This is a genomic window from Sphingomonas sp. FW306-1B-B10E, from assembly GCF_058782005.1.
Genome location: NZ_JBYSXG010000005.1, coordinates 36911 through 62658, shown reverse-complemented (window position 1 = coordinate 62658; position 25748 = coordinate 36911). Strand labels below are relative to the sequence as shown.

The following is a 25748-nucleotide window of genomic DNA, read 5'->3' as shown; positions in this document are numbered from 1 at the left end:
GCTATGACCCAGTGGATATAGCGGGGGCAAGGACCCCTTTGACGCACCCGCGGGTTGAGCGTGCCGAGGAGATTGCATGACCCAATCAGGTCTGGCGCTAGTCACGGGGGGCTCGAGCGGGATCGGGCTCGAACTCGCGCGCTGTTTCGCCGCAGACGGGCATCGGCTGATCATCGTCGCGCGAGACCGCGACAAGCTCGATCGCGCCGCCGATGAGCTCCGCACCGCGGGCGCTGCGCAGGTCGACGCCTGGTCGATCGATCTGGGTGCGCCTGAAGGCGGTGCACGGCTGTTCCACGAGACCGAGCAATTCGCCGGCCTGCCCGATTTCCTGTGTCTCAACGCAGGATCGGGGGCTTGGGGCGATTTCGTCGGACAGAGCGATCTCTATCTCGAGCTACAGTCGATCGCAGTGAACATCACGTCAGTGGTCCAGTCCGCCAAGCTCTTCCTGCCCGCGATGGTCGCGCGCGGATCGGGGCGCGTGCTGATCACCTCGTCGGTCGTCGCACTCGGCCCGTCGCCGCGCCTTGCGGTCTATTCGGGGACCAAGGCGTTCCTGCGCAACTTCGCCGAAGCGGTGCGCGAGGAAATCGCCGATAGCGGCGTGACGATCACCGCGCTGATGCCCGATCTCACCCAGAGCGATTTCTTCGAACGCGCCAAGGTCGACCCCGATTCACTCACCGCGCGCGAGCCGAAGGCCGATCCGGCGACGGTCGCGCGCGCTGGCTATGAGGCGATGCTGGCGGGCAAGGACCATGTCGTCTCCCCGGCGCTCACCGGCAAGATCAAGGCTGCGGCAGCTCGCCTGCTGCCGGATGCACTCGTCGCGAAATTCGCCAGGGCCGATTAACCTGTCAGGCGGGACCTGCTAGGCGACTGCCTGCGCCTGCGTGTCGAGCAACTGGTCGACGATCATCTGGCCGATATCATTCTGCCACAGCCATAGACCATTGGCCTTGCCGCTGAAGCTGGCCTCACCCCCGAGGCGTCCGTCCGGGACGTGTCCCGACGCGAGACCGATCCCGAACACGCCGGGCACCGGCTGGCCTTCGGCATCAATGACGCGGCATTGCTGGTCGACCAGGCGAGGCCGCCCCGGGGCATCGGCGGCGAGCGCGATCCGCGTGCCGTCGGTATCGAACAAGGGAAGCGCGCGCGGGCGGTAGCCGAGCGCGCCGATCACCACGTCTGCGCCTGCCAGTTCAGCGCGCACGGCGGCTTCGTCCAGATCGCCGATCGATTTGAGCGCCATGCGCGGGTCCGGCGCGCGTCCGCCCACGCCGAGCATCCGCAGCACTAGCTCGCGCGCCTCTAGGCGGAAGCCGGCGAGCCGGTAGACGAAGCCGCTGACGGGACAGATGTCCTGGGGGCCGAAATCCCGGAACCCATCGGCATGCGCCGCCTCGACCGACGGGTAAAAGGGCCGCAGCGGACGGCGATGATAAAGCGATAGCGCTCCCGCGCCGAGCGGCAACGCCGGTGCTGCCTTGAGGATCAGCGCAGCCGCTGCAAGCGCGCTGGTCGAGCCGCCGACGATCGCGATGCGAGGCGCGGGCATGCCCGCGATCCGCGCGCGCAGCACGTCCAGCCCGCCGGTGCGCAGGAATTCGTCTCCGGTCATCAGCCGTTCGCCGGCCAGGTCGCCGAGCGCCGCGCCGGCGACCTTCTCGGCATAGACGTTGGCACGCATCTGATAGCCGCCGGTGGCGATGACGAGCTTCGCGGCGCGCATCACGCGCACTTCGCCGGTGACGAGGTTGCGCACCCGCGCCGCCCAGATGCCGTCGACGCGCCGCGCCTCGACGACTTCGCTCCGCGTCGCCACGGTGCCTCCCCGCCCCGCCACGATCGCGGCGAGTTGCGCGCCGGTTGCCTCGAGGAACGGCGTCGTTCGGGCGAGCGGAACGCCGAGCTTGCCGGCGTGCATCGCGACTTCCTGGCAAGCGCTGTGGCTCTCGAGCGCGGCGATGCCCTGATGGCCATTGCCCTTCACGGCGGTCAGGAAGGTCTCCGCGGTGCTGTCCGAGGTAATTGCATAGTCGCCGAGCCCGCCCCGGCCGAGCACCGCGTCGCGCTCGACCACCGCCAGCCCGGTCTCGGCAAGCCGCACAAGGGCGTCGCTCTTGCTCGCCGCGGTCAGCAATGCAGTGCCTGCCGGGCCGCCGCCGACAAGCAAGGCGGCATGAACATGCGCCCCACGCCGCTCGGCCTGCGGCAGTGCCTTGAGCCCGGAGGCGGCGCACGCATCGATCAATGCCGCGCAGATGCGCTCGACATCGCCTTCGGTCATTCCGTCGGTCACCGGCAGCGACAGCACCCGCGCCGCCACATCGTCGCACACCGGCAGCGGCTCGCTGAACCCGTGCGCACGGAACCAGGGCTGTTCGCCGAGATGCGGGCTGAAATAATGCGCCGCGCCGATCCCCTGGGCGGTCAGCGCCTCGACGATCGCCTGGCGATGCCCGGCAAAGGCGCGCGGCAGCAGCAGCGACTGGAATTGCAGCGCGGGCCGCGAGCCGTGCAATTCTTGGAACTCGAACCCCTTCTCAGCCGCGAAGCCGCCCAGCGTGCGGCGATAGACGGCGTCGAGCGTCATCCGGTGCGCCGCGACGCCTTCGATCTCGTCGAGCTTGGCGCGCGCGACCAGCCCGAGCACTTCGGGCAGTTTGGCGTTGATCCCCGGCCCCTCGGCCGATCGCCCGCCGGCAAAGCCGAAATTGCTCATCCGCCGCAGCGCCTCGATCAGCCCGGCGTCGCCCGAATGAACCAGGCCGCCCTCGGCGGTCGCGAACACCTTGGTCGCGTGCATCGAATAGACGATCGCAAAGGGCGCTCCCGCGCCGAACTGGTGCCCGTCCGAGTCGAGCGCACCCAGCGATGCGGCGGCATCGACTACCACGCCGACGCCGCGCGCGGCATATTCGCGGTAGCGCGCCAGGTCGATCCCGGCGCCAAAGGTCGCATAGGGGACCACTACGGCGATGCGGTCGCCATATTTCTCTAAGGCGCGCGCTTCGGCAGCGGCGCTCGCCGCCCAATCCTGCGGGTCGATGTCGCACAGCAAAGGCGTCAGTCCAGCCCATTCGGCGGCGTGCGCGGTCGCGGCGAAAGTGAAAGCGGGGATCAGCGCGAAATGCCCCTTGCCCGCGCGCGGCCCGGCGGCGTGGCGGATCGCCAGCATCAGCCCAAGCGTCGCATTGCCCACCGCGAGGCAATCGCCCTGCCCCGCGAACAACTGCGCGGTCGCCGCCGCCTCGAAGCCGCGCACCACCGGACCGCCATTCGAATAGACACCGCGTGCCTCGATATCGGCCAAGGCTTCGCCCATCAGGCTCAGCTTCGGCGGACGCGGCGCGATCAGCGGCAGCCGATCCATAGACTTCCCCCCAAACGTCATGCTCGCCGGCAGGGCCGGCATGGTTGCTGATGGTCTTAACCGCGTCGAACCTTCCATTTCGTAAAGCTTTTCCGGCGCGCGCCGGCGCATGGACGCGCGAAGCGCGGCGAGGTAGCGCAGGGCATGATCCTCGGCCCTCCCGAACAGCTCGATTCGGCGACGCTCGCTTTCTGCGCGACGATCTCGCCAGAAGCCCCGCTTTACGTGCCGGTCGACCCCGCGGCGGCGGCCAAGCCGGCGTATTGCTTCGATAATTCGGTGGCCCAAGCGGAAGCCCAAGGCGGCGAGGCGGTCTATGGCTGGGCGATCTGGCGCTGGCCGGGCCGATGGTTCGAGGCCGAGCATCATGCGGTCTGGCGTCGCCCCGACGGCAGCCTGCTCGACGTTACCCCGCAGGCGGGCAACCCGCCGCGCGTACTGTTCCTGCCCGATCCGTCGGCGCCCTATGATCCCACGACTTACCGCCCCAACATCATGGCACCCGACGGCCACGAAGCACTGGTCCGCGAATATATCGCGCTGGTCGCGCAGCGCGGCGCGATCACCCGAACCTATTGGGAGCCGGGGATGGACGTGCTGCCGCTCTTTTCTCCCGAGGACCAGCAGCGGATCGCGCCGCTCGACGCGCGGATGGCGGAGATACGCGCCGCGATCGCCTGAACCTCAACGAGCGCCAGACACGGCGCTTATTCCTCGCCCATCCGCAGCGCTGCGATAAAGGCTTCCTGCGGGATCTGGACCGAGCCGTACTCGCGCATCTTCGCCTTGCCCTTCTTCTGCTTCTCGAGCAGCTTGCGCTTACGCGTGGCATCGCCGCCATAGCATTTGGCGGTCACGTCCTTGCGCATCGCGCTGATCGTCTCGCGCGCGATGACCTTACCGCCGATCGCCGCCTGGATCGGGATCTTGAAGAGGTGCCGCGGGATCAGTTCCTTGAGCCGCTCGACCATGCCGCGTCCGCGCACTTCGGCGGTGGCGCGGTGGACGATCATGCTCAGCGCGTCGACCGGCTCCTCGTTCACCAGGATGCCCATCTTCACCAGATCGCCCGGGCGGTGGCCGATCTGTTCGTAGTCGAAGCTGGCATAGCCCTTCGAAAGCGATTTGAGCCGGTCGTAGAAATCGAACACGACTTCGTTGAGCGGCAGCTCGTAGGTCGCCTGCGCACGGCCGCCGACATAGGTCAGGTTCTTCTGAATGCCGCGCCGGTCCTGGCACAGCTTCAGGATCGAGCCGAGATATTCGTCGGGCACATAGATCACTGCCTGGATCCACGGCTCCGCGATCTCCTCGATCCGGGTGGGATCGGGCATGTCGGCCGGGTTGTGCAGCTCGATCTCGCCGCCGCCATGCGTCAGCTTGATCCGGTACACCACCGACGGAGCGGTGGTGATCAGGTCGAGATCGTATTCGCGGCTCAGCCGCTCCTGGATGATCTCCAAGTGGAGCAGACCAAGGAAGCCGCAGCGGAAGCCAAAGCCGAGCGCCGCGCTGGTCTCCATCTCGAAGCTGAACGACGCGTCGTTGAGCCGCAGCTTGGAGATGCTCTCGCGCAATTTCTCGAAGTCGGCCGCGTCGACCGGGAACAGCCCGCAGAACACCACCGGCTGGACTTCCTTGAAGCCTTCGAGCGGCGCCGCGGTCGGGCGCTTGGCGTCGGTCAGCGTGTCGCCGACACGGGCCTGGGCGACTTCCTTGATCTGCGCGGTGATGAAGCCGATCTCGCCGGGGCCGAGGTCGGGCAATTGCTCGATCTTGGGCGTGAATGCGCCGACGCGGTCGATCAGATGCGTCGTGCCCGCGGCCATGAACTTGATCTGCTGACCCTTGCGGATCGTCCCGTCGATCACCCGGACGAGGATGACGACGCCGAGATAGGGATCGTACCAGCTGTCGACGAGCATCGCCTTCAAGGGCGCATCGGCATCGCCCTTGGGCGCCGGGATCCGCTCGACGATCGCGTCGAGGATTTCGTCGATGCCGATGCCCGACTTGGCGCTTGCGAGCACCGCGTTGCTCGCGTCGAGCCCGATGATCTCCTCGATCTCGTTGCGGACCTTCTCGGGCTCGGCCGAAGGAAGATCGATCTTGTTGATCACCGGGATGATCTCGTGATCGTGCTCGATCGACTGATAGACATTGGCGAGCGTCTGCGCCTCGACGCCCTGCGCCGCGTCGACGACGAGCAGCGCACCTTCGCACGCGGCGAGGCTGCGGCTCACCTCATAGGCGAAGTCGACATGGCCGGGCGTGTCCATCAAATTGAGAACGTGGCCCTTCCAGTCGAGGCGCACGGTCTGCGCCTTGATCGTGATCCCGCGCTCCTTCTCGATGTCCATATTGTCGAGCACCTGGCTCGACATCTCGCGTTCGGAGAGGCCGCCGGTGCGCTGGATGAGCCGGTCGGCCAGGGTCGACTTGCCGTGGTCGATATGCGCGATGATCGAGAAGTTGCGGATCTTGGAAAGTTCGGTCGCCATGATCGCGCGGCCCTAGCAAAGGCGGCGCGCGATGCGAAGGGGGCAACCGGAGGCGGCGCTTAACGTGATCTTCACCACGCAGCCGCATGCCACGGCGATGCCGCGTGCCGTTTCGATACTCTCGCTCCAGCTGATCGCCGCCGGGGTGGCGCTTTCAACGATCGCGTTCGCGCCACCGGCCGAAGGCGAATTGCTGCTCGTGCCGCTCGCCGGCCAGAGTGCCGACAGCGTCGCCGCATGGGCGACCCGCGCGGGCGCGCGGATCGTCGGCGCCGGCCCGCTTCGCGGCTCGCTGGCGGTCGAGGCGCGCACCGCCCTACTTCTCAATGAAGCGCTGCATCACGCCACCCTGATCACCGCAGCGCCTCCCACCGCGTGCGGCGCCCGGCGATGAACCACGACGCACTCTTCGCGCCGTTCCGGATCGCCGGCGCGCGCGTGCTGCTCGGCCTGCTCTGGCTCAATTGGCTGGTGCTGGCGCCCGCCGGCTGGTTGCTGCGCAGCGACGCACTGCCGATGACGCTGATCGCAGGCATCGCAGTCCTGCTCGTCCCGACTCTCAGCTTCGCGCGCGGCCGCCACGATGCGGCGGCGCGATGCGCGCTCGGCATCGCCGCGTCGGTCTTCCCTGCCCTGTTCGTCGCGCTCTCCGCCGGACGACCGTGGCAGATGGATCTGCACATGTATTTCTTCGTCAGCATGTCGATGCTGCTGCTGTTGTGCGACTGGCGCCCGATCGTGGCCTTCGCCGCGCTCACTGCCGGGCACCATCTGCTCTTTTCCTACGCATTGCCCGAATGGGTCTTTCCGGGGTCAGGATCGCTTGCACGGGTGGCCCTGCATGGCGGGCTGGTGATCGGCGAGGCGGCGATCCTGATCTTCACGACCGACCGCATCCGCCGTCTCATTCTGCGCAGCCAGCGCGCCCGAGAAACCGCTGACACCGCGCGTCGCGAAGCCGAAGCGGCACGGCAGGAAGCGCAAGCCGCCTTACTCGATTTGCGGTCGGCACAGGCTCTCAGCGATCAACGGCTTGCGGAACGTCAGGCGGCCGAGCAAGCGCTTGCAGAGTCGCTCGACGGCCGACGCGCCGCCATATCGACCGATATCGAGAACCGCATCCGCACGCTGGGCTCCGAGCTTCGCGCCGCCGCCGCGACGCTGTCGGAGCATGAGGGAACGCTCGACGGGATCGCGCGCCGGCTCTCGGATGAATATGCGCAATTGCGCGCGGCGAGCGACACCTCGCTGACCAATGCATCGCTGGTCGCCGCCGGCGCGACCCAATTGAGCCAGGCGGCGCATGCCGCTGGCGACAATGCCGAGCGTGCAAACGCATTGGTCAACGAGACCAGCGAGACCGTCGGGGCGCTAGAGCCGCAGATGATCGAGCTCACGCGCCAGATCGACGGCGCGCGCAGCATTCTCGATCTCGTCTCGGAAATCGCCGCGCACAGCAATCTGCTCGCGCTCAACGCCACGATCGAGGCGGCGCGCAGCGGCGAGGCCGGCCGCGGCTTTGGCGTGGTCGCTCATGAAATGAAACAGATGGCGGCACGCACCGCCGCGGCGACCAATCAGATCGCCGAAAAGCTCGATCTCGTCGGTGTCGCCGCGCGCACCTTTGGCGACATCGTCTCGGGGACCACCTCGCGCATGAGCGCCGCGAGCGGATCTGCGCGTGCCGTTTCCGCGGCGGTCGACGAGCAGCGACTCGCGATCGAAGCGATCTCCGAGGCAATTGATGCAGTGATGGCGGATGTCAGCACCACCGACGCGCGCAGCCGGATCATCGGCGACGCAGTCGACCAGAATCGCGACCTCGCCTCGCGTGCATCCGAACTGGCCCGCCTGCTCGACGACCGCGCTCGCGCGCTCGGCGAGAATATGGAGCGGCTACTAGGCGACCTGCGCGCCGCCTAAGCGAATGCCAGCCAGGGAAGCGAGCTAGTGCTCGTCCCCGTTAACGTCCGACTCCGCGATCGCGGCGAGCGCCGCTTCGTAGCGCGCCTCGCCTTGTCCCGAGATCAAGGCCCAGCGCACGCCGCGCCGCTCGAGTTCGGCCTTGGAGAGATCGAAGAAGCGCTGGCGCATCGGCGGCGTGCCGAAGATGCGCGTGCCGTCGGCGACCCAGGGCAGGTCGATGTCGAACAACAGATAGAAGTCGGCGGTGCCCTGCCACGCGTCGAACCACGGATCGCGCTGGCCGAACAGCATGTCGGCCCATACCGCGGTCATCAGCGGGTCGGTATCGAGGATCAGCGGATCGGCGCCCTGGGCGAGCAGCATCCGCGCGCCGGCATCGTGATTCTGCGCGATCTCGACCAGGTCGCGCATCGTGAACATGATCCCATGAGTCTCGGCATAGTCGCGGCCATATTCGTCGAGCAGCTCGCCGCCGAAATGCTCGGCCAGCCGGCGCGCAATCGTGGTCTTGCCGACGCTCTCGGGACCATGAAGGCAGATGGTACGCGGAATCATGCTTTGACTTTGGTCCAGTGGATCAGGCCCCAGACGGACAGGGCAAGGAAGACGAGATAGAGCCCGGCGGTGAGCCAGAGCCCCTTGAGGGCGAATAACGGTACGGCGGCGATATCAATCGCGATCCACAGAAGCCAGCTTTCCCAATTGCGCCGCGACTGGATAATCTGCGCCGCAATGCTCGCCATTGCGATACTGCCGTCCCACCACGGGAAAGCGGCGTCGGTATGACGGTGCATCAGCGTGCCCCAAGCCGCCGCGGCGGCAAGGATCCCGACCAGCCAGCCGAGCCGCGCCGCCGTGCCAAGCTGCTCGACCCGCACTTCGCCGATGTCCGCCCGCGCGCGTGCCCAATTCCACCAGCCATATAGATTGACCGCGAAGAAGAAGAGTTGGAGCAGCGCGTCGCTGTAGAGCCGCTGGTGGTAGAAAATCCACGCGTAGAGCGACACCATGGCGAGCGCGAACGGGTAGTTCCACATGCTCCGCCGGACCACCAACGTCACGTTGATCAGCCCGAACAGGGTGGCGGCGGCTTCGATCGGGCTCACGCTTCGTTTCGTAGCAGCAACATTGCCGAAGGGTCGAGTGGGTTGCCCTGTCGAATTGTCACGCTACCCTGTCCCAAAACGCGAGAGGACAGCAGATGCGGCATATCGCGGTGATCGGTTCGGGACCTGCGGGCTATTATACCGCCGAGGCCTGCCAGAAGACCTTCGGCGACGCGGTGCGGGTCGATATCATCGATCGCCTGCCGGTGCCGTTCGGGCTGATCCGCTCCGGCGTCGCGCCCGACCACCAGTCGATCAAGGGCGTCTCGCGCCGCTACGAGGCAGTCGCGCTGACCGACAATGTCCGCTTCGTCGGCCATGTGACGATCGGTCAGGACGTGTCGATCGACGAACTTCGCACGCTTTACGACGCGGTCGTCCTCGCCACCGGCGCGCCGCATGATCGCGCTCTGGAAATCCCGGGCGCGGACCTGCCGGGCGTGGTCGGATCGGCGGCATTCGTCGGCTGGTATAACGGTCATCCCGATTATGTAGGACTCGCACCGCCGCTCGAGGGGCAGGCAGTGGTGATCGGAAACGGCAACGTCGCCCTGGACGTTGCGCGTATCCTCGCGAAATGCGCGGAAGAGTTCGCCGGCTCGGACATTGTCGACCACGCCTTGGCGGCGCTCACGGCCTCGCGCATCGACACGATCACGCTGCTGGGGCGTCGCGGACCGCACCAGATCGCTATGACTCCCAAGGAGCTCGGCGAGCTCGCCGACCTTGCCTGCGCGACACCGGTGATCGATCCCGACGACCTTCCGCCGATCGAAGCCGATGCGGCGCTCGACCCGGGCCAGCGCAAGTCGATCGGCCATCTGCGCAAGTTCGCCGCCGCCGAAAGCAGCGACAAGCCGATCCGCATCCTGTTCGACTTCTTCGCGATGCCGGTGGCGATCGAAGGCGATGGCAAGGTCGAGCGCGTCGTGGTCGAGCGCACCGCGCTGGGGATCGACGGCAACGCGCACGGGACCGGCGAGCGCTACACCATCCCAGCTAGGCTGGTGGTGAGTTGCATCGGTTACCGCACCCCGCCCATCCACGGCGTTCCCTATGACGAGCGTTCCGGCCGCTTCGCCAACGAGGACGGGCGTGTGCTCCCCGGTCTCTATGCGGTGGGCTGGGCTCGGCGCGGCCCGACGGGAACGATCGGGACCAATCGGCCCGACGGCTTCGCGATCGCCGAGAAGATCGCGGCCGACCTCGGCGAAGGATCGGGCAAGCAGGGCCGCGCGGGTCTAGACGCGCTGCTCGCCGGGCGCGGCGTCGACGTCGTCACGTTCCGCGACTGGCAGAAGATCGACACGGCGGAGATCGCCGCGGCGCGCGAAGGCTCCCCGCGCGAGAAGTTCACCAGCGTGGAGGCGATGCTCGACGCCCGCGAAGGCTGACCCGGCCGCTTGCGCGACTCGTCGGTTCCACCGGCGGGATCGTTCGAACTGAGGGATTTCTGCAATGGTCGGGAAGACAGGATTCGAACCTGCGACCCCTGGACCCCGAGACCAGTGCGCTACCAGACTGCGCCACTTCCCGCCGACACATTGCAGGGGGAGGCGCCTAGCCGCGTGGCCCGCCGCTTGCAATAGGGAAAGCGATAAAACAAGAACGGGCGAGAGGTTGAGCAGGTCGCCATGTGCCCCGCACATGGCTGAGATTGCCCGGGGCAATCTCACCTGCTCAACCCTCGCCCGCCCGGCCGTGCCCTGAACTGACGCGCCTACTCGTAGCGCAAGGCATGGACCGGATTGGTGCGCGCGACGCGGAAAGCGTGCGCGCCGATCGTCGCCACGGCGATCAGCAGCGCCAGCAATCCCGCCAGCACGAATGGAAACGGCGTCAGGGCGACGCGCAGGTCGAACTGGTTGAGCCAGTCGCGCATCACCCACCATGCCATCGGCCAGGCGATCAGGTTGGCGATCAGCACCGGCCGGCTGAACTGCCAGACGAGCAGGCGGACGATGTCGCGGGTGCGCGCGCCGAGCACCTTGCGGATGCCGATCTCCTTGGTCCGGCGCTCGGCGGTGAACGCGGCGAGGCCGAACAGCCCCAGGCAGCCGATCACCGCCGACAGGATCGCGAACATCCCGAACAGCTGCGCGCGGGTTTCGTCGCGGCTGTACAGCGTCTGGAGGATCTCGGTCACCGAGCGTGCCTCGAATGGGATTTCGGGAACGAGGCGCTTCCACACCGCCTCGACTCGGTCGCGTACCGGCTTCGCGGCGCCGGTGTGGCGCACGAGCAAGGTGAAGTAGCCGCGGGTCTGGTAGAAATAGATGATCGGCTGGAGCGGCTGGCGGACGCTGCGATAGCGCACGTCACTCACCACCCCGACGATGGTGGCGGGCACCCAATTGCCGGCCTCGGGAACGGTGAAGCCAACTTCGATCGACTTGCCGATCGCGGCTTGCGGGCTGGCGAAGCCGAGCCGCTTCACCGCCGTTTCGGAGAGAACCAAGTTGGTGCCGCGCGCGACGAGCGCGCGTTCCGCGGCGATATCGGTCGGCGAAGGCGTGGTCGAATCGTCCATCGCGATCGCTTCGGAGAAGTTGCGGCCGGCGAGCAGACGCATGCCGAGGGTATCCTTGACGTCGGGATCGATGCCGTAGACGCCGAGCTGCACCGACTGGGTCTGCCCGGGCAGGCGCGCGCTCGTCATCGAATTGTTGCCGGGATTGACCGCGATCCCGCTGCGCGCGACGCCGGTCACTCCGGGGATGCGGCGGATCTCCTCGACCAGTGTCTTGGCCACTGCCTCCGCCTGCGGCGCGTTGATCCCGGCGACCTGGAGCAGGCCCTCGCGCTGGTAGCCGGCGTCCATGGTCCGCGCGTAGATCGTCTGCGAATAGACGATGGCGGTGCAGATGATCAGCCCGATCGACACCGCGAATTGACCGACGACGAGCAGGTTGCGCAGCCGGCCATTGCCTTCGGCATCGGCGGCGGACTTGTTCGCCTTGAGCACGCGGGCCGGCTGGAAACGGGAGAGGTAGAGCGCCGGATAGACGCCCCCGGCCAGCCCGACCGCGATGGCGAGGGCGATCACCGGCAGCAGGATGCCCTTGCCGCCGAAATAGCGGATCTGCATCTCGGCATCGAGAAAGCCGTTGAGCGGCCGCAGCGCGAGCTCGGCGAGCGCGAGCGCGACCAAGGTTGCGATCGCGGCGACGAGGATCGATTCGCTGATGAACTGGATCACCAGCTGCCGGCGCGTCGCTCCGAGGACCTTGCGCAGCGCCACTTCGCGCGCGCGCTGCGAGGCGCGCGCGGTGGCGAGGTTGGTGAAGTTGATGCAGGCCATGCCGAGGATCATCACCGCGACCACCGCGAAGGTCAGGATCGTCTGCTTGTCGCTACCCACCGTCTGCCCGGCGTGCTGCGCGTCGCCGAGATGGACATCGCGGACGTTGGCGAGGCGGAAATCCTGGGCGTCGCCGGGGTTGGTGACGGGGCCGCCATCGGCCGGATCGTTGGGGATGTTGCGCTTCTCCCATGCCGGGAACTGCGCCATCATCGCCGCGACGTCGGTGCCGGGACGCAGCTTCACATAGACATAGCCGCCTTGCGAATTCCACGACGTGAGGAAGGTCGGGCTCTTGGCGAAATAGGTCTGCGGATTGAAGCGGGCGACCGCGCCGATGCTCAGATGGGTGTTCTTGGGCAGGTCGCGATAGACGCCGGTGACGCGATAGTCCTCGCGCAGGTCGCCGCTGATCAGGGTGATCGTCTTGCCCAGCGGATTGGCGGTGCCGAAATATTTGTTCGCCTCTGTCTCGCTCAGCACCAGGGCGTTCGGATCGTCGAGCGCATGCGCCGGATCGCCGAGCTTGAACGGTATCCGCAGCACGTCGAAGAGGTTGCCGTCGGCGAACACGGCATGCCGCGGACTATAGGCCTGGCCGTTGAGCAGGAAGGTAATGTCCTGCCCGGTGATGTAGACGCGCTTGTCGACCTGCGGGAAGTCCTTCGCCAGCGCGATCCCCGAGGCGTAGCTGGTCACCTGGAGCTTCATCTCCTCGCCGCCCTGCTCGGTCGAGGTGTAGAGGTCCTGCAGCTGATAGGCGTTCTCGGCTCCGGGCATCCAGCTGTCATAGCTGAATTCGTAGCGCACGAAGGTCAGGATCAGCAGACACGCGGCGATGCCGAGCGACAGCCCGAAGATGTTGATGAAGGCGTAGACCTTGTTCTTGGCGAGCGCCCGAAGGCCGACGGTCAGGTAATTGCGCCACATGTGCGGGGTCCTACTCGTAGCGAAGCGCGTGGATGGGATTGGTGCGGGCAACCCGCAGCGATTGCCCGGCAACGGTCGCGATCGCGATGCCGAGCGCGAGCAGCCCCGCGAGAACGAAGGGTCCGGGGGTCAGCGCGATGCGCACGTCGAAGGTGTTGAGCCATTCGCGCATTGCCCACCATGCCACAGGCCAGGCGATCAGATTGGCGAGCACCACCGGCTTGGAGAATTGCCAGGCGAGCAATCGGACGATGTCGCGGACCTTCGCACCGAGCACCTTGCGGATGCCGATCTCCTTGGTCCGCCGCTCGGTCGCGAACGAGGCGAGGCTGTAGAGACCGAGGCAGGCGATCAGCACCGCCAGCGCCGAAAAGCCGGCGAACAGCGTGCCGCGTGCGCGATCGGCGGCGTAGAGTTCGGCAATCACCTCCTCGGCGAAGCGCGCCTGGAACGGGATTTCGGGCTCGAAGCGGCGCCAGACCTTGCCCAAGCCCGCCATCACTTCGCCCGGGCGCGCCGCGGCATAGCGCACGATCACCTGGCTCGTGCGATCAGCGTCGTAGATGTAGACGAGCGGCTCGACCGCATCGCGCGCGGTGCGGATGCGCGTGTCTTCGACCACGCCGACGATCGTCGTCGGCGCCATCTCGCCGCCGTCGAGGCTGACCCTGATCGTCTTGCCGAGCGCCGCCTGCGGCGCGGCGAAACCGAGCAGCCTGGCTGCATTGCGATTGACCACGACGTTGAGTCCGCGCGCTACCATCTTCGCCCGCACCGCCGGCTCTTGCGCATCTTCGGCGGCATGGAGCATGCGATCATTGGCAAAGCGATCGCCGAGGAAGCGGCCGGCCAGCAAGCGCATCTCCATCGTACCGAAGAAATCGCCATCGACTCCGTAGACGCCCATCGACAGGTCTTCGGGGCCGCCGGGCAGGCGCACGGCCTGGGTGTTCTTGTTGCGCGCGGCGAGCCCGAGATTAGTGCGGCCGACCGCGACAACGCCGGGTACCGCGAGCAACTCGCGCCGCGACGCCTGGTAGCGGCTGTCGTCCCCGGCGAAGCGCCAGGCGGAATCGATCTGGACCAGCCCGTCGCGGCGATAACCGGGGTCGACGGTCTCGACATAGCGCGTCTGCGACCAGATCACCCATGTGCAGACGATCAGACCGATCGCGATGGCGAACTGGAGCACCACCAGTCCTGCACGCAGCCGGCCGCTGCCGGGCGTCTCCGCCGCGGACTTGTTGGCGCGCAGCACCGCCGCGGGCTGGAAGGCGCTCAGATAAAAGGCCGGATAGAGCCCGCCGAGCAGCCCGGTCGCCGCGAACAGCCCGAGCACGGGAAGCAGCATGCCGCCACGGCCGAAGTAATGCACGCTCAGATCGGCGCCGGCCCATCCGCCGATCCACGGCGTGGCGAGTTCGACCAAAGTGAGGGCGACCAGCGTAGCGACCCCCGCCATCACCAGCGACTCGCTGAGAAGCTGGACAATCAACTGGCCGCGCGTCGCGCCGAGCACCTTGCGCAAAGCGACTTCGCGAGCGCGCTGCGAGGCGCGCGCAGTGGAGAGGTTGACGAAGTTGATCACCGCCATGCCGAGCGTCAGCAATGCGACGACGATGAACGTGGTCAGCGCGCGCGGGTCGCCGCCCTGGGTCAGCGCGCCGTCCTGTGCCGGGCCGAGGTGGACGCCAGTGATGGGCACCAGCGCGAGATCCATGATGTCGGCCTGCGAAGAGGCCTTGCCGTCGATGAGCTGCGGCGCGACGACGCGCTTCTCCCAAGCGGGCAAGGCGGCGTTGATCGCGGCAGCGTCGGACCCGGCGCGTAGCCTGACATAATGCTGCTGGTTCATATTGCCCCAGCCCTTGAACTCGGGGAGCAATTCGTCGGCGCTGGCGGGATCGTAGCGAAACAGCAGGGCCAGCTTGAGGCTCGAGTTACGCGGCAGGTCCTTGAGCACGCCGCTGACCAGATAGTCGCGTTTGCCCGCGCCGGCCCCAAGAGTCATCGTCTTGCCCGCCGCGTCGGTGGTCCCGAACTGCTTAATTGCCTCGGTTTCGGTGAGGACGATCGAATTGGTGTTCGGAAGCGCGTCGGCCGCCGAGCTGCTGGCGAAGGGCAGCTTGAAGATATCAAAGAAAGCAGGGTCGACAGTCTGCGCGTCGACGAACAGCGGCTGCCCGTCGCGCATCACCACGGTCTTGCCGTCCTGAAGCATGGTGAGCGTCTCGATCTGCGGAAAGCCGCCGGAGAGCGTGGCGCGTACCGGGAACGGACTGCGCTGCGAGCGGGTGATCGGCTGGCCCGGCTCATGCCAGGTCGTCTGAACCTGATAGATGCGGTCGCTGCCCGGCAGCCATGCGTCGTAGCCGCGCTCATATTGGACATAATTCAGGATCAGCAGACACGCGGCGAGGCCGAGCGCCAGCCCGCCCACGTTGATCGCGGCATAGACGCGGTTGCGCGCGAGAAGCCGCAGCGCGATCGTCAAATAGTTACGCCACATGGCCGATCCTCCCCTGGCCCACCCCCTCACGCTGCCCGGCGCCGCTCCTGCAGGATCCGCCCGTCGAGCATGCTGACGATCCGCCCGGCATAGTCCGCGTGCGCAGGCGAGTGCGTGACCATCACGATCGTCGAGCCCTCGGCGTTCAAGGTCTGGAGCATCCGCATCACTTCCTCACCGTGATGCGTGTCGAGGTTGCCGGTCGGCTCGTCGGCCAGGATCAGCTTCGGATTGGCGACCAGCGCGCGGGCGACCGCGACGCGCTGCTGCTGGCCGCCCGACAGCTGGCTCGGCCGATGCCGGGCGCGATGCGCGATGCCGACCTTGTCCATCACTTCGTCCACCCGGTGCTTGCGCTCGGAGGCCGAGACATTGTGGTAGAGCAAGGCAAGCTCGACATTGTCGCGAACCGACAGCTCGTCGACCAGGTTGAAGCTCTGGAAGATGAAGCCGATGCTCTCCTTGCGGACGTCGGCGAGCCTGGCTTCCGAAAGCCCGGCGACTTCCTTGCCGTTGAACACATAGCTGCCGCTCGACGGGCTATCGAGCATGCCGATCATGTTGAGCAGCGTCGACTTGCCACACCCCGAGGGGCCCATGATCGCGACGAATTCGCCCTCGGCGATGTCGAGATCGATCGCATCGAGCGCGGTCGTCTGCACCGTGTCGGTACGGTAGACCTTCGAGAGTTCGCGCATCGTCAGCATGAAATTCCCTTTCCTTGGAATTATTTGGACAAGTCCAGGCGCGTCTTGTCGGTGTAGCCGGTGTAGGGCGAGGTCAGCACCTTCTCGCCCGCCTCGAGCCCGTCGAGGACTTCGATGAATTCGGCGTTGCGGCGGCCGAGGCGGACCTGGCGCTTGACCGCGCTGCCGCCGTCGGGAGTGACCACGAAGATCCAGTTACCGCCGGTCTCGTTGTAGAAGGCGCCGTTGGGGACGAGCAAAGCCGGCGCGGGATCGCCGAGCGTAAGGCGGGCCTGCATCGTCTGCCCGCGCTGGATATTGGCGGGCTCCGCGCCGACGAACTGCAGGTCGACCTGGAACTGGCCGTTCTGGACCTGCGGGTAGATCTTGGTGACCTTGGCCGCGTAGCGCTTGCCGCCGAAATCGAGGATCGCCTTCTGCTGGAGCTGGACGCGGCCGAGATAGAATTCGTCGACCCCGGCGATGAGCTTGTTGCGGCCCGGGCTGTCGATCTGCCCTACCCGCTCTCCGCGCTGGAGCGACTGGCCGACCTGGACCGAGAAGCCCGAAAGCTGCCCGGCGACGGGCGCGCGGAGCTGAAGCGCGTCGAGATTGGCACGGGCGATCGACAGGCCCGACTGCATCGATTGTGCCGCGGCCTGCTGCTGCGAGAGCTGGCTCGTCTGGAGCCGCGCGTCGGTCGACTGGCTGCGCTTGAGCGCGGCGAGGTTGCGCTGGCGATAGCGATAGTCGGCCTCGGTGTCGGAGAATTGCTTGGCGCTGACGAAGCCGCGCTGGGCGAGCGGCCGCTCGCGCTCATATTGGCGGCGGGTCTTGTCCAGGGCGAGATCGGCTTCCAGCACCGCACGCTCGTTGGCCAGGCGGGTCTGGGCGAGTGCCAGCTCCTGGCTGCGCATGTTGTTGATCTGCTGTTCGACTTCGGTCTGGCGCGCGAGGGTGGAGAGCTGGAGCTCGGCGTTGGAGAGCAAGGCGATCGGCTGGCCCTGCACGACAGTGGCGCCATCCTCGACGAGCATCTTCTCGACCCGCCCCCCTTCGACCGCGTCGATATAGACGGTGAGCAGCGGCGTGACCCGCGCGCGCAGCGGGATGAAGTCGTCGAAGGTACCGCGCGCCACCGTCGAAATGGTCACATGATCCGCGCCGACGGTCTGGCTCGATCCCGAGGGCGCGAACCACCAGAAGAACGCCGCCGCGAGCAGCGCCACGACGCCGCCGATCGCCGCCTTGACCCGCGTCGGCAGCTTCCGCGTCTCGACGGTCGCGTCCATCCCGCTTCCGGTGACCGGGCGCTCCCCCGCCTTTTTCTGCATCCGCACGACATCCATGGCCATCACTCAGCAATCCGCGTGCCAAGCCCCGCGCCGAGACGGATCACAGGATCGCGCCCGTACAGGCGTCCGATTTCGAACACCGGTGTCCGAAATCGAACGCTACCGTAACGGATGCGGCACCAAGCCGGAGCAAGGCGTGGCCGCCGGTCTCGCGGATCGCGACGTCGAGCGCCGCACACGGTTTCCCGCCGAATGCCAGCATTGCGCAGGCACCGGCGCCCAGCAGCATCGCATTTCGCACCAATCTTCCGCGTCCATTGCCAGACACCTGCGTGACCCTCGCTCCAATTCTCGGGAACATCTCAGCAGGAGCCATGCCAAATGTCGCCCATGCTCCCCTCCCTGCAAGGGAGGGATGATCGGTTCGGCCATGCTCCCAGCATGGCCTGAACAGCGCGGGGCGCTGTTCAACCGATCATGGGTGGGTGCGAGCCGAAGGCGAGCCCAACCAGCTGAGCGGAAAAGAGAAAAGACCGGGCATCGAGCCCGGACTTTTCTACCCGCCCCTAGCCCCTCCCTTGCAGGGAGGGGAACACTCGACGGTTGGCACGCAAATTGATTGTCCGGAACCGCACAGCCGCTGTACGGGAGTGGACGGATGGGGAGCGGGCCCGAATTCGATTATTGCGTCGTGATCGACGACGACGACGACATCCTGATGGCGTCGCGGTTGTTGTTGCGCCGGTTGTTCGCCGATGTCGCCACGGTGCGCAGTCCCGACGAAGCGTTCCCGCTGATCCAGGCGCGCACTCCCGACGTCGTGCTGCTCGACGCCAACTTCGCGCGCGGCGCGACCGACGCGGCCGAGGGGCTCGCCTGGCTCGAGAAGCTGCTCGGCACGGATCCGGAGATGGTCGTGGTGATGATCACCGCGCATGCCGGGGTGCAGGTCGCAGTGGCGGCGATGAAGCGCGGCGCGACCGACTTTGTCTCCAAGCCCTGGTCGAACGAGAAATTGCTCGCCACGGTGCGCACCGCGGCATCACTGCGGCGTTCGCGCAGCGCCGCGGTGGCGAAGGGCGTCGCCCCCGCCGCCCCGGCTTCGGCCATGGCAGGGTCGACGCTGCTCGGACGCTCGCCGGCGATGGCCCGCGTCCATTCGCTGATCGGCCGCGCGGCGCCGACCGACGCCAATGTCCTTGTGCTCGGCGAGAACGGTACGGGGAAGGAGCTCGTCGCGCGCGAGCTGCACCGCCAATCGCTGCGCGCCGATCGGGTGATGCTGACGGTCGATCTCGGCGCGATCTCTGAGGACCTGATCGATTCGGAGCTGTTCGGGCATGTGAAGGGCGCCTTCACTGATGCGCGCGCCGATCGCGTCGGGCGGATCCAGGCGGCCGATGGCGGCACGCTGTTCCTCGACGAGATCGGCAATCTGCCGCTCCGGCTGCAGCCAAAATTGCTCACCGTGCTCGAACAGCGCCAGGTCACCCCGGTCGGCGCCAACAAGCCGGTTCCGGTCAATATTCGCGTGATCGCCGCGACCAACCTCCCGCCCGAGAAGCTGCGCGACGAGAGCCATTTCCGCCAGGATCTGCTGTTCCGGCTCAATACCGTCGAGATCGACCTGCCGCCGCTGCGCGACCGCGTCGAGGACGTGCCGGAGCTGATCGAGCATTATCTCGACCATTATGCCCGGCGCTATGGCCGCGCGCTGCCCGAGCTGAGCCCCGCGGCGCAGCGGGCGCTGCTCGCCTATGAATGGCCAGGCAACGTGCGCGCGTTGCGCCATGCGCTCGAACGCGCGGTGATCCTCGCCCGCGAGGCACCGCTCGAGCCCGAGGATTTCGCCTTGGTCTCGGCAGCGCCGCGGATCGCGCCCTCGGCGGTGGTGCCGCCCAAGGCAGCGGACGACCTCAACCTCGAGCGTGTCGAGCGCCGGCTGGTCGAGGAGGCACTGCGCAAGCACGGCTATAACATCTCGCTCGCCGCGAACGAGCTCGGCCTCTCGCGCGCGGCGCTCTATCGGCGCATGGAGAAGCATGGCCTTTGACCAGCGCTTCACGATCGGGCTGATCGCCTGGATCGCCGCGCTGGTCGTCGCGATCCTGGCCTGCATCGCGGCGTTCGCGACGCCCGGCCTGGGTGCCGCCCGGATCGTTGCGCTGGCGGTCGCGGCGGCGATCTTCGCGGGACTGTGGCGCCACGTGACGCGGACCAACCGCACCGTCGCGCGATTCCTCGAAGCGCTCCGCTTTGGCGACACCGCGCTCCAGTTCGACGCCCAGGGCGGCGCCGGCTTCGGCGAACTCGGCCAGTCGCTCAACGAAGCACTCGCGCGCTTCAGGGTCGACCAGCAGCGCATCGCCGGGGAACTGCGATATCTCGACGCGCTGGTCGACGACATGCCGGTGGCGGTGCTGACGATCGGCGCCGAGGGGAATGTCACGCTCGCCAACAAGGCTGCGCGGCGTCTGTTTGCCGGCGACCACGGGACGTTGCCCGAGGATTTCGCCATTTACGGTGCGAGCTTTGCCCGGCGTCTTGCGAACGCTTCGCAAGGCGAAGAGCTATTGATTCTCAATATCGCAGGTCGTCCGCAACGGATGCTGGTGCGCGCCGCGACGCTGGAGCGGCTCGGCCAGCGCACGCGCGCGGTGAGCGTCCAGCCGATCCAGGGCACGCTGGACACCGTCGAGATGGCCGCGCAGACCGACCTCGTCCGCGTGCTCACGCATGAGATCCTCAATTCGCTGACGCCGGTGACGTCGCTGGCGGCGACCGCGGCCGATCTGCTCGGCGACTCCGATCTCGCGGCCGATGCGCGCATCGGCGACGCACGCAGCGCCGTCGACACGCTGGCGCGGCGCGCCCAGGGGCTTAGTAACTTCATCGAGGCGTATCGCGCCGTCGCGCAGACTCCCGAGATCAAGCGCCAGCGCTTCGCCGCGCGCCCTTGGGCCGACGAACTCGCGCGCATCTTCGCCGCCAAGGCCTCCGGCGTGCCGCTGTCGGTGACGGTCGCTCCCGAGGCGCTGGTGCTCGACGCCGATCCCGATCTGCTCGCGCAGGTGATGATCAACTTGATGCAGAATGCGGCGCAGGCGATGGCCGGCGCGGACCAGGCGCCGCAATTGGCGCTGCGCCTGCGCGAGGAAGGCCGCGCGACGATCCTAGAAGTCGAGGATAATGGCCCCGGCGTTCCCGAGAGTCTGCGCCCAGACATCTTCCTGCCCTTCTTCACCACGCGCGCGGCGGGGACCGGGGTGGGCCTCAATCTCGCCCGCCAGATCGTCGTCGCACATGGCGGCGCGATCGACGTCACCGACGCGCCCGGCGGCGGCGCGCTGTTCCGGATCGTGCTTTAGCTTCTTATCCTCCCCCGCCAGTGGGAGGTGGCGCCGAAGGCGACGGAGGGGGAGGAATCACTGAGTGCGGTGGTTCCTCCCCCTCCGTCAGCTGCGCTGACACCTCCCCCTGGCGGGGGAGGATTATGTACCTTGCGGCCTAGCTCTTCCCCGTCGGCAGCGGCGGCGCGCCCGGCGGGACTGCGGCGTTGCGCCAGCGTTCGACCGGGAAGACTTGGGTCTTGCCGTCCGGCCCCAGCCGGCGCTGGATCAATGTCGCCGCCTGCTGGCTGGTGCCGCCGATCGTCGCGCGGGTGCGCACCCAGAAGGTGTTCGAGCGGAAGCTCGCGCCCGAGGGCAGCGAGACATTCTGGTCGGCGAGATCCTTGGCAGTGAGATAGCCCTGCCGCGTGCGGATCGCGACGAGGCGCTGGGCGATCAGCGGATCGCGGAACAGCAGCGTCAGCATCGCTTCATCGGCGGCGTTGAGGTTCAGCGTGGTACGGCCAGGCAGCGCCGTCACCAACCGTTCGAGCCGGTCCGCGACCTTCGGATCGATCCCCGCCATGTGCAGCGGGCGCAGATCGGTGACGGGCCCCCGCAGCCGGACATATTCGATCGCCGCCACGATCTGCTCGCCGGTCATCCCTGCTTCGTTGCCGATCGCCTGGAACAGGATCGTCGAGGCCACTTCGCCGCTGCGCACCGAATTGACGTTGAAGCGCCCCTCGGCGTCGGCAATGGCGAGATCGAACGTTCCGCCCTCGATCGGCGCGCCGTTTTCGGAGAGCTTGGCCCAGGGCTCGCCGACATGATCGACTTCGGGCGACTGCTCGGCATCGCGGCGCAGCGCGACCAAAGCCGACAATTCGCCGCCGCGCACGATCGCCAGCGCGCGGGCCGCCTCGCGGGTGCGCAAGCCCCGATCGAGCGCCAACTCCTCGCGGTTGATCATCAGCAACACCAGCCCGGCGGCGATTGCGACGAACATCAGCACGTTGACGAGGATCATCCCCTCCTCGTCGCGCCTCATTGCTTGGGCTCCTCGGCGCGGACCGGCAGCGCGATCACTCGGCGCAGCGAGCCCGGCGTGCCGCCCGGGCCGGTTACCTGCATCTCGAGCGCCACGGCGCGCGGCCATTTGTCCTTGCCCGCCTCGTCGACCGGCCAGCGATCGAGCCAGGTGCCGTCCCAGAAGCGCCAGCGCACATTCGCCACGCCGCTGAGCACGAGCTGCGGCATCGGTCCGATCGTGCGGACCAGCGCGCCGTTCAGGGCGCCGTAGCGCATCGGCACCGCCGCGCCGCCCGTGCCCGGTGCGGCGCGGGTGAAGGACAGGTTGGCGCCGCCGCCCGACAAAGGTCCGTCGGCGATCTGCTCTACATCGCTCGACACCACGAACATCGTGCGCTGTAGGTCGGCGAGGCGATCGAGCCGCTTCTCGGTGCGCCCCTGGACATTGATGATCCCTTCGACCAGCGCTAGCCCCGCCACTGCGATCAGCGCGAACAGCCCCAGCGAGATCATCAGCTCGATCAGCGTGAAGCCGGTCTCGCCGGCCTCGGGGCCGCGCTTCACGAGCCCGAGCTCACCGCCACCGGTTCGTAGCCGTGCGGCCGGGCCACGAGAATCGCAAAGTCGCGCGCGACCGAGCCGTCGGTGCGGAAGCGCACCGGCCCGGTGACGCAGCGGAAGCCCTTGCCGTCGAGCAGCCCCCGGGCGTCGAGCGTATTCGCTGCGCGCAGAGTGTTGGCGATGCCCGCCGCGTCGTAAGCGAGCGCAGTGATCGTGCCGGCATCGCCGCCGTTGCGCGCCGCGAACTCGCTCGCAAAGGTGCCGAATGCCGCCGGATCGGGGCTGGCGATCCACGCCCCGTCGAGCGCTTCGAGCGCCTGCGGTCGATTGTCGATCCCCTGCAAGGTGCCGAGCAGCTGGATGCCGCTGTCCTTGAGATTGCGCGCCGCCGCAAGCACCGCCTCGCCGCTCCCCGGCAGCAGCAGCCCGTCCGGGGCGTCGCCGGCGGCAGGCAGCGGCTGGCCCGCCTTCACTTCGAGCACGCGCACGCTGACGCCGAGCTCGCCCTCGAGCTGGCCCGCCGCGAGCGAGGCGGCGGCGCTCCACGGGCTGCCGTCGTCGATCACCGCGACGGTCTTGATCCCGCGCGACCGGGCATAACGCAGGATCGCGCTGGTCACTTGCCGCGCGGTGATCCCGAAGATCCACGTACCCGGCGCGCGCAGCACCGAATCGTTGCTGAACGCGATGATCGGCACGCGGCCCGCGACGCTGCTGCTCACCGCCGGCACTTCGGCGGCGGACAGCGGCCCGAGGATCAGCGCCGGCTTCTGGCGCAGCGCCTGCCCCGCCGCCGCCGCCGCGCCCGCCGCGGTGCCGCCGGTGTCGAAACTCAGCACATATTGGCTGTTTTCCGCGAGCAACGCCGCTTGACGCATGCTAACGCCCAGCCGCGCTCGCGGTCCCGTGAGCGGCACCAGCAGGGCGATCGGGCGCTTGTCCTTCTTCTCGGCTGTGGCGAATGCATGCGAGGGAAGCACGACCGATGCCGCTGACGCGACCAGGCCTGATTGCAGCAAGCGGAGCAGCGAGCGCCGGTCCATTGCCGACTCCGGAAGTTGGGGGTGTGGCACGGCGGCGTATTATCGTCTTCGCGGGCCTCGGCATAGGGGCCTATCTGCTCGCATTGCTCGTCACCTTGCCGGCCAGCGTCGTGCTCAAGAACGGGCCTTGGCGGACCGGCGTCGCAGGCACGATCTGGAACGGCGAAGTCGGCGTGGCAGGCGGCGCCAAGTTCGAATGGCAGATGGCGCCGCTGCGTTCGCTGACCAGCCTGGCTTATGCCGCGGACTGGAAGGCGACGGGTCCCGATACCGACATGGGTGGGCGCGTCCTCGCGCATCTTGGCGGGCGGGTGGTGCTCGATCATGTGAGCGGCAGCGCCGACGGCAGTCTGCTCCAGGCGCTCCAGCCGAACCTGCCCTTCACCTGCGATCTGGTGATGCAGATCGAGATGGAGCGGATCGCGGTCGGCGGCGGCAGCCGGATGCTGAGCGGCACCGCGACCACCGACCCGGGCAGTTGCCGCGCCAAGAGCGGCGGCGCGGCGACCGCGGTTCCCGCGCTGATCCTCACTGCCGAGCATATCGGCAACCGCACGCTGATCCGCGTGGCGCCGATGGCGCAGCGGCGGCGGACGCTGGTCACGCTCGAGCTGGCGGAAAGCGGTGCGGTCGACATTTCGGTAACTCCCGACGGCGCGACGGTGCTGCCGTTCATCGGCTTGCCCGGAGGCGCGAGGCTTCAGGGCGAGATGTGACCGTCGCACCCCTCCCTCTTAGGGAGGGGTTAGGGGTGGGTAAGAGAAGGTCGGGCTCGATGCCCGGCCTTTTCTTTTCGTTCATGCGTTTGGAAGGGCTCGCTGCGCTCGCACCCACCCCCAACCCCTCCCTTGCAGGGAGGGGAGTCCGATTGGCTACAGCGTCACCAAATTGTTCAAATTAATGATCGGCAGCAGGATCGCGAGCACCATCAGCAGCACCAGCCCGCCCATCACCAGCAGCACCAGCGGTTCGACCAGAGCGACGAGGGTCGCTACCAGCGCATCGAGCTCGCGCTCGAGCTCGTGCGCGGCGCGGCCCAATGCCGGGGCGAGCCGCCCGCTGGTCTCGCCGCTCGCGACGATCGCGACGAGCATCGTCGGGAACACTCCGGCTTCCTGCATCGCCGCGCGCAGGCTGATGCCTTCACGGACACGCTGGGCGACGCCGAGCGCCTTTTCCTGCACCCAGCGATTGGGCGTCACCGCCGCCGCGGCGTGGAGCGCCTCGACCAAAGGCACCGCGCTGCCCACCAGCGTCGCGAGGCTGCCGGCGAAGCGCGCGGCATTGATCTGGCGGCTGAAGCGGCGGAACGGCCGGCGCTCGGTAAACATCCGGTGGAGCCGCAGGCGGTTGGCCGGCACCCGCATCCAGCGCACGCCGAACAATGCGCCCACTGCGATCCCCAGGATCAGATAGAGCCCGAAATTCTGCAGGAACCAGCTGATCGCAATCATCATCCGGGTGAGCAACGGCAGATCGGCGCCGCGCGAGACGAAGACGCGGACGATGTCGGGAACGACATAGACCATCAGCAGCACCATCATGCCCACCGAGACCAGAGCAAGCAGCGCCGGGTAGAGCAAGGCGAGTTGGAGCTTCTGGCCGTTGGCCTGTCGGTTCTCGACGAACTCGGCGAGATGGTTGAGCACGTCAGGCAGCCGCCCCGAGGCTTCGCCCGCGGCGACCGAGGCGCGGTAGAATTCGGGAAACGCCTTGGGGTGCTGCGCCAGCGCCGCGGCGAAGCTGCGCCCGTCGAGGATCGCGCCGCGCACATCGACCAGCAGCGAGCTCACCTGCGGCTGCTCGGACTGGGTGGCGACGAGGCGCAGCGCCTCCTCGATCGCGATGTCCGATCCGGCGAGCGTGGCGATCTGGCGGGTGACGGTGGCGAGCGCCTTGGAAGAAATGGCCGCGCGGCGCAGCTGCGGCAGCTGGATACTGCCGAGCGAGGCGCCCCGCGCGCTCGCGACTTCGACTGAAAGCGGCAGCAGCGCCTGCTCGCGCAGCAAGGCGCGCGCCGCGGCGGGGGAGGATGCTTCGATTATGCCCTTCTTGCTCGCGCCGGTGCGGTCGGCGGCGCGGTAGGAATAAGCGGGCATCAGCGCAGCGCTTTCTCTCGTTCCCCGGCGAAGGCCGGGGCCCAGTTG

Annotated in this window: 21 protein-coding genes and 1 tRNA gene; 8 read left to right on the top strand and 14 right to left on the bottom strand. The window is 67.7% G+C overall.

All coding sequences use genetic code 11. The annotated features are described in order from the left end of the window. The first annotated feature begins 76 nt into the window (after positions 1-76). Positions 77-856: an SDR family NAD(P)-dependent oxidoreductase gene (locus tag AC3WJI_RS03420; RefSeq protein WP_492755839.1), complete on the top strand. Its 780-nt coding sequence runs from the start codon at positions 77-79 to the stop codon at positions 854-856. A gap of 18 nt (positions 857-874) precedes the next feature. On the opposite strand, the gene AC3WJI_RS03415 is transcribed toward AC3WJI_RS03420, so the two are convergent. Beyond that, the gene (locus AC3WJI_RS03415; protein ID WP_492755838.1) at positions 875-3382 is read right to left on the bottom strand and encodes a DegT/DnrJ/EryC1/StrS family aminotransferase; all 2508 of its coding nucleotides are present in this window, start codon (positions 3380-3382) and stop codon (positions 875-877) included. A 144-nt stretch (positions 3383-3526) separates the two neighbouring features. On the opposite strand from AC3WJI_RS03415, the gene AC3WJI_RS03410 reads away from it, so the two are divergent. Further along, on the top strand, positions 3527-4063 hold the full coding sequence (locus AC3WJI_RS03410) for a hypothetical protein (RefSeq protein ID WP_492755837.1): 537 nt from the start codon (positions 3527-3529) through the stop codon (positions 4061-4063). Between the two features lie 26 nt (positions 4064-4089). On the opposite strand, the gene lepA is transcribed toward AC3WJI_RS03410, so the two are convergent. Next, on the bottom strand, positions 4090-5883 hold the full coding sequence (lepA, locus tag AC3WJI_RS03405) for a translation elongation factor 4 (protein ID WP_492755836.1): 1794 nt from the start codon (positions 5881-5883) through the stop codon (positions 4090-4092). Between the two features lie 31 nt (positions 5884-5914). On the opposite strand from lepA, the gene AC3WJI_RS03400 reads away from it, so the two are divergent. Both AC3WJI_RS03400 and AC3WJI_RS03395 read left to right on the top strand, forming a co-directional pair. After that, positions 5915-6277: a hypothetical protein gene (locus AC3WJI_RS03400; protein ID WP_492755835.1), complete on the top strand. Its 363-nt coding sequence runs from the start codon at positions 5915-5917 to the stop codon at positions 6275-6277. Next, entirely contained in the window at positions 6274-7806 is a 1533-nt protein-coding gene (locus tag AC3WJI_RS03395; protein ID WP_492755834.1) for a methyl-accepting chemotaxis protein, read from the top strand. The genes AC3WJI_RS03400 and AC3WJI_RS03395 overlap by 4 nt, the downstream gene beginning before the upstream one ends. A 24-nt stretch (positions 7807-7830) precedes the next feature. On the opposite strand, the gene AC3WJI_RS03390 is transcribed toward AC3WJI_RS03395, so the two are convergent. Together AC3WJI_RS03390 and pnuC are read right to left on the bottom strand one after the other, a co-directional pair. Beyond that, complete coding sequence (locus AC3WJI_RS03390; protein ID WP_492755833.1) at positions 7831-8364, bottom strand: AAA family ATPase; 534 nt, start codon at positions 8362-8364, stop codon at positions 7831-7833. Further along, positions 8361-8915, bottom strand: a complete 555-nt coding sequence (gene pnuC / locus AC3WJI_RS03385; protein WP_492755832.1) for a nicotinamide riboside transporter PnuC — start codon at positions 8913-8915, stop codon at positions 8361-8363. The genes AC3WJI_RS03390 and pnuC overlap by 4 nt, the downstream gene beginning before the upstream one ends. A gap of 95 nt (positions 8916-9010) precedes the next feature. On the opposite strand from pnuC, the gene AC3WJI_RS03380 reads away from it, so the two are divergent. Next, entirely contained in the window at positions 9011-10309 is a 1299-nt protein-coding gene (locus AC3WJI_RS03380) for an FAD-dependent oxidoreductase (RefSeq protein ID WP_492755831.1), read from the top strand. A 65-nt stretch (positions 10310-10374) separates the two neighbouring features. Here AC3WJI_RS03380 and AC3WJI_RS03375 read toward each other — a convergent pair. From AC3WJI_RS03375 to AC3WJI_RS03350, 6 genes are all read right to left on the bottom strand, one after another. Further along, a tRNA-Pro gene (locus AC3WJI_RS03375) sits at positions 10375-10451 on the bottom strand. A 184-nt stretch (positions 10452-10635) separates the two neighbouring features. Further along, positions 10636-13146 carry an ABC transporter permease gene (locus AC3WJI_RS03370; RefSeq protein ID WP_492755830.1) on the bottom strand — a complete coding sequence of 837 codons (2511 nt, stop codon included), beginning with the start codon at positions 13144-13146 and terminating at the stop codon, positions 10636-10638. A gap of 10 nt (positions 13147-13156) precedes the next feature. After that, positions 13157-15655 carry an ABC transporter permease gene (locus AC3WJI_RS03365; protein WP_492755829.1) on the bottom strand — a complete coding sequence of 833 codons (2499 nt, stop codon included), beginning with the start codon at positions 15653-15655 and terminating at the stop codon, positions 13157-13159. 26 nt (positions 15656-15681) lie between these two features. Beyond that, positions 15682-16362 (bottom strand): ABC transporter ATP-binding protein, encoded by a 681-nt coding sequence (locus tag AC3WJI_RS03360; protein WP_492755828.1) that lies wholly within the window; start codon positions 16360-16362, stop codon positions 15682-15684. Between the two features lie 20 nt (positions 16363-16382). Next, a complete protein-coding gene (locus tag AC3WJI_RS03355; RefSeq protein WP_492755827.1) occupies positions 16383-17696 on the bottom strand; it encodes an efflux RND transporter periplasmic adaptor subunit in 1314 nt (437 codons plus the stop codon). A 40-nt stretch (positions 17697-17736) separates the two neighbouring features. Next, positions 17737-17925, bottom strand: coding sequence for a hypothetical protein (locus tag AC3WJI_RS03350; RefSeq protein WP_492755826.1), 189 nt, complete (start codon positions 17923-17925; stop codon positions 17737-17739). A 369-nt stretch (positions 17926-18294) separates the two neighbouring features. Here AC3WJI_RS03350 and AC3WJI_RS03345 point away from each other — a divergent pair, with 369 nt between their 5' ends. Both AC3WJI_RS03345 and AC3WJI_RS03340 read left to right on the top strand, forming a co-directional pair. Then, the gene (locus AC3WJI_RS03345; RefSeq protein WP_492755825.1) at positions 18295-19689 is read left to right on the top strand and encodes a sigma-54-dependent transcriptional regulator; all 1395 of its coding nucleotides are present in this window, start codon (positions 18295-18297) and stop codon (positions 19687-19689) included. Then, positions 19679-21004 carry a sensor histidine kinase gene (locus AC3WJI_RS03340; RefSeq protein ID WP_492755824.1) on the top strand — a complete coding sequence of 442 codons (1326 nt, stop codon included), beginning with the start codon at positions 19679-19681 and terminating at the stop codon, positions 21002-21004. Before AC3WJI_RS03345 ends, AC3WJI_RS03340 begins: the two co-directional genes overlap by 11 nt. Before the next feature lie 139 nt (positions 21005-21143). On the opposite strand, the gene AC3WJI_RS03335 is transcribed toward AC3WJI_RS03340, so the two are convergent. Genes AC3WJI_RS03335 through AC3WJI_RS03325 form a run of 3 tightly spaced genes read right to left on the bottom strand, consistent with a single transcriptional unit; the run spans position 21144 to position 23601 of the window. Next, positions 21144-22016: a type II secretion system minor pseudopilin gene (locus tag AC3WJI_RS03335; protein WP_492755823.1), complete on the bottom strand. Its 873-nt coding sequence runs from the start codon at positions 22014-22016 to the stop codon at positions 21144-21146. Next, complete coding sequence (locus AC3WJI_RS03330) at positions 22013-22561, bottom strand: PulJ/GspJ family protein (protein WP_492755822.1); 549 nt, start codon at positions 22559-22561, stop codon at positions 22013-22015. The genes AC3WJI_RS03335 and AC3WJI_RS03330 overlap by 4 nt, the downstream gene beginning before the upstream one ends. Beyond that, a complete protein-coding gene (locus AC3WJI_RS03325; protein ID WP_492755821.1) occupies positions 22558-23601 on the bottom strand; it encodes an ABC transporter substrate-binding protein in 1044 nt (347 codons plus the stop codon). The genes AC3WJI_RS03330 and AC3WJI_RS03325 overlap by 4 nt, the downstream gene beginning before the upstream one ends. Before the next feature lie 23 nt (positions 23602-23624). On the opposite strand from AC3WJI_RS03325, the gene AC3WJI_RS03320 reads away from it, so the two are divergent. Beyond that, positions 23625-24317, top strand: coding sequence for a hypothetical protein (locus AC3WJI_RS03320; RefSeq protein WP_492755820.1), 693 nt, complete (start codon positions 23625-23627; stop codon positions 24315-24317). Positions 24318-24473: 156 nt separating this feature from the next. Here the strand turns inward: AC3WJI_RS03320 and AC3WJI_RS03315 are convergent, their stop codons facing one another. Then, positions 24474-25700: a type II secretion system F family protein gene (locus AC3WJI_RS03315; protein ID WP_492755819.1), complete on the bottom strand. Its 1227-nt coding sequence runs from the start codon at positions 25698-25700 to the stop codon at positions 24474-24476. Positions 25701-25748 lie beyond the last annotated feature (48 nt).

Excerpts from the sequence above, each read along its gene's own strand:
- AC3WJI_RS03420 (WP_492755839.1), top strand. The coding sequence starts at position 77 with ATGACCCAATCAGGTCTGGCGCTAGTCACGGGGGGCTCGAGCGGGATC.
- AC3WJI_RS03415 (WP_492755838.1), bottom strand. The coding sequence starts at position 3,382 with ATGGATCGGCTGCCGCTGATCGCGCCGCGTCCGCCGAAGCTGAGCCTG.
- AC3WJI_RS03410 (WP_492755837.1), top strand. The coding sequence starts at position 3,527 with ATGATCCTCGGCCCTCCCGAACAGCTCGATTCGGCGACGCTCGCTTTC.
- lepA (WP_492755836.1), bottom strand. The coding sequence starts at position 5,883 with ATGGCGACCGAACTTTCCAAGATCCGCAACTTCTCGATCATCGCGCAT.
- AC3WJI_RS03400 (WP_492755835.1), top strand. The coding sequence starts at position 5,915 with ATGCGAAGGGGGCAACCGGAGGCGGCGCTTAACGTGATCTTCACCACG.
- AC3WJI_RS03395 (WP_492755834.1), top strand. The coding sequence starts at position 6,274 with ATGAACCACGACGCACTCTTCGCGCCGTTCCGGATCGCCGGCGCGCGC.
- AC3WJI_RS03390 (WP_492755833.1), bottom strand. The coding sequence starts at position 8,364 with ATGATTCCGCGTACCATCTGCCTTCATGGTCCCGAGAGCGTCGGCAAG.
- AC3WJI_RS03380 (WP_492755831.1), top strand. The coding sequence starts at position 9,011 with ATGCGGCATATCGCGGTGATCGGTTCGGGACCTGCGGGCTATTATACC.
- AC3WJI_RS03370 (WP_492755830.1), bottom strand. The coding sequence starts at position 13,146 with ATGTGGCGCAATTACCTGACCGTCGGCCTTCGGGCGCTCGCCAAGAAC.
- AC3WJI_RS03365 (WP_492755829.1), bottom strand. The coding sequence starts at position 15,655 with ATGTGGCGTAACTATTTGACGATCGCGCTGCGGCTTCTCGCGCGCAAC.
- AC3WJI_RS03360 (WP_492755828.1), bottom strand. The coding sequence starts at position 16,362 with ATGCTGACGATGCGCGAACTCTCGAAGGTCTACCGTACCGACACGGTG.
- AC3WJI_RS03355 (WP_492755827.1), bottom strand. The coding sequence starts at position 17,696 with ATGGCCATGGATGTCGTGCGGATGCAGAAAAAGGCGGGGGAGCGCCCG.
- AC3WJI_RS03350 (WP_492755826.1), bottom strand. The coding sequence starts at position 17,925 with ATGCTGCTGGGCGCCGGTGCCTGCGCAATGCTGGCATTCGGCGGGAAA.
- AC3WJI_RS03345 (WP_492755825.1), top strand. The coding sequence starts at position 18,295 with ATGGGGAGCGGGCCCGAATTCGATTATTGCGTCGTGATCGACGACGAC.
- AC3WJI_RS03340 (WP_492755824.1), top strand. The coding sequence starts at position 19,679 with ATGGCCTTTGACCAGCGCTTCACGATCGGGCTGATCGCCTGGATCGCC.
- AC3WJI_RS03335 (WP_492755823.1), bottom strand. The coding sequence starts at position 22,016 with ATGAGGCGCGACGAGGAGGGGATGATCCTCGTCAACGTGCTGATGTTC.
- AC3WJI_RS03325 (WP_492755821.1), bottom strand. The coding sequence starts at position 23,601 with ATGGACCGGCGCTCGCTGCTCCGCTTGCTGCAATCAGGCCTGGTCGCG.
- AC3WJI_RS03315 (WP_492755819.1), bottom strand. The coding sequence starts at position 25,700 with ATGCCCGCTTATTCCTACCGCGCCGCCGACCGCACCGGCGCGAGCAAG.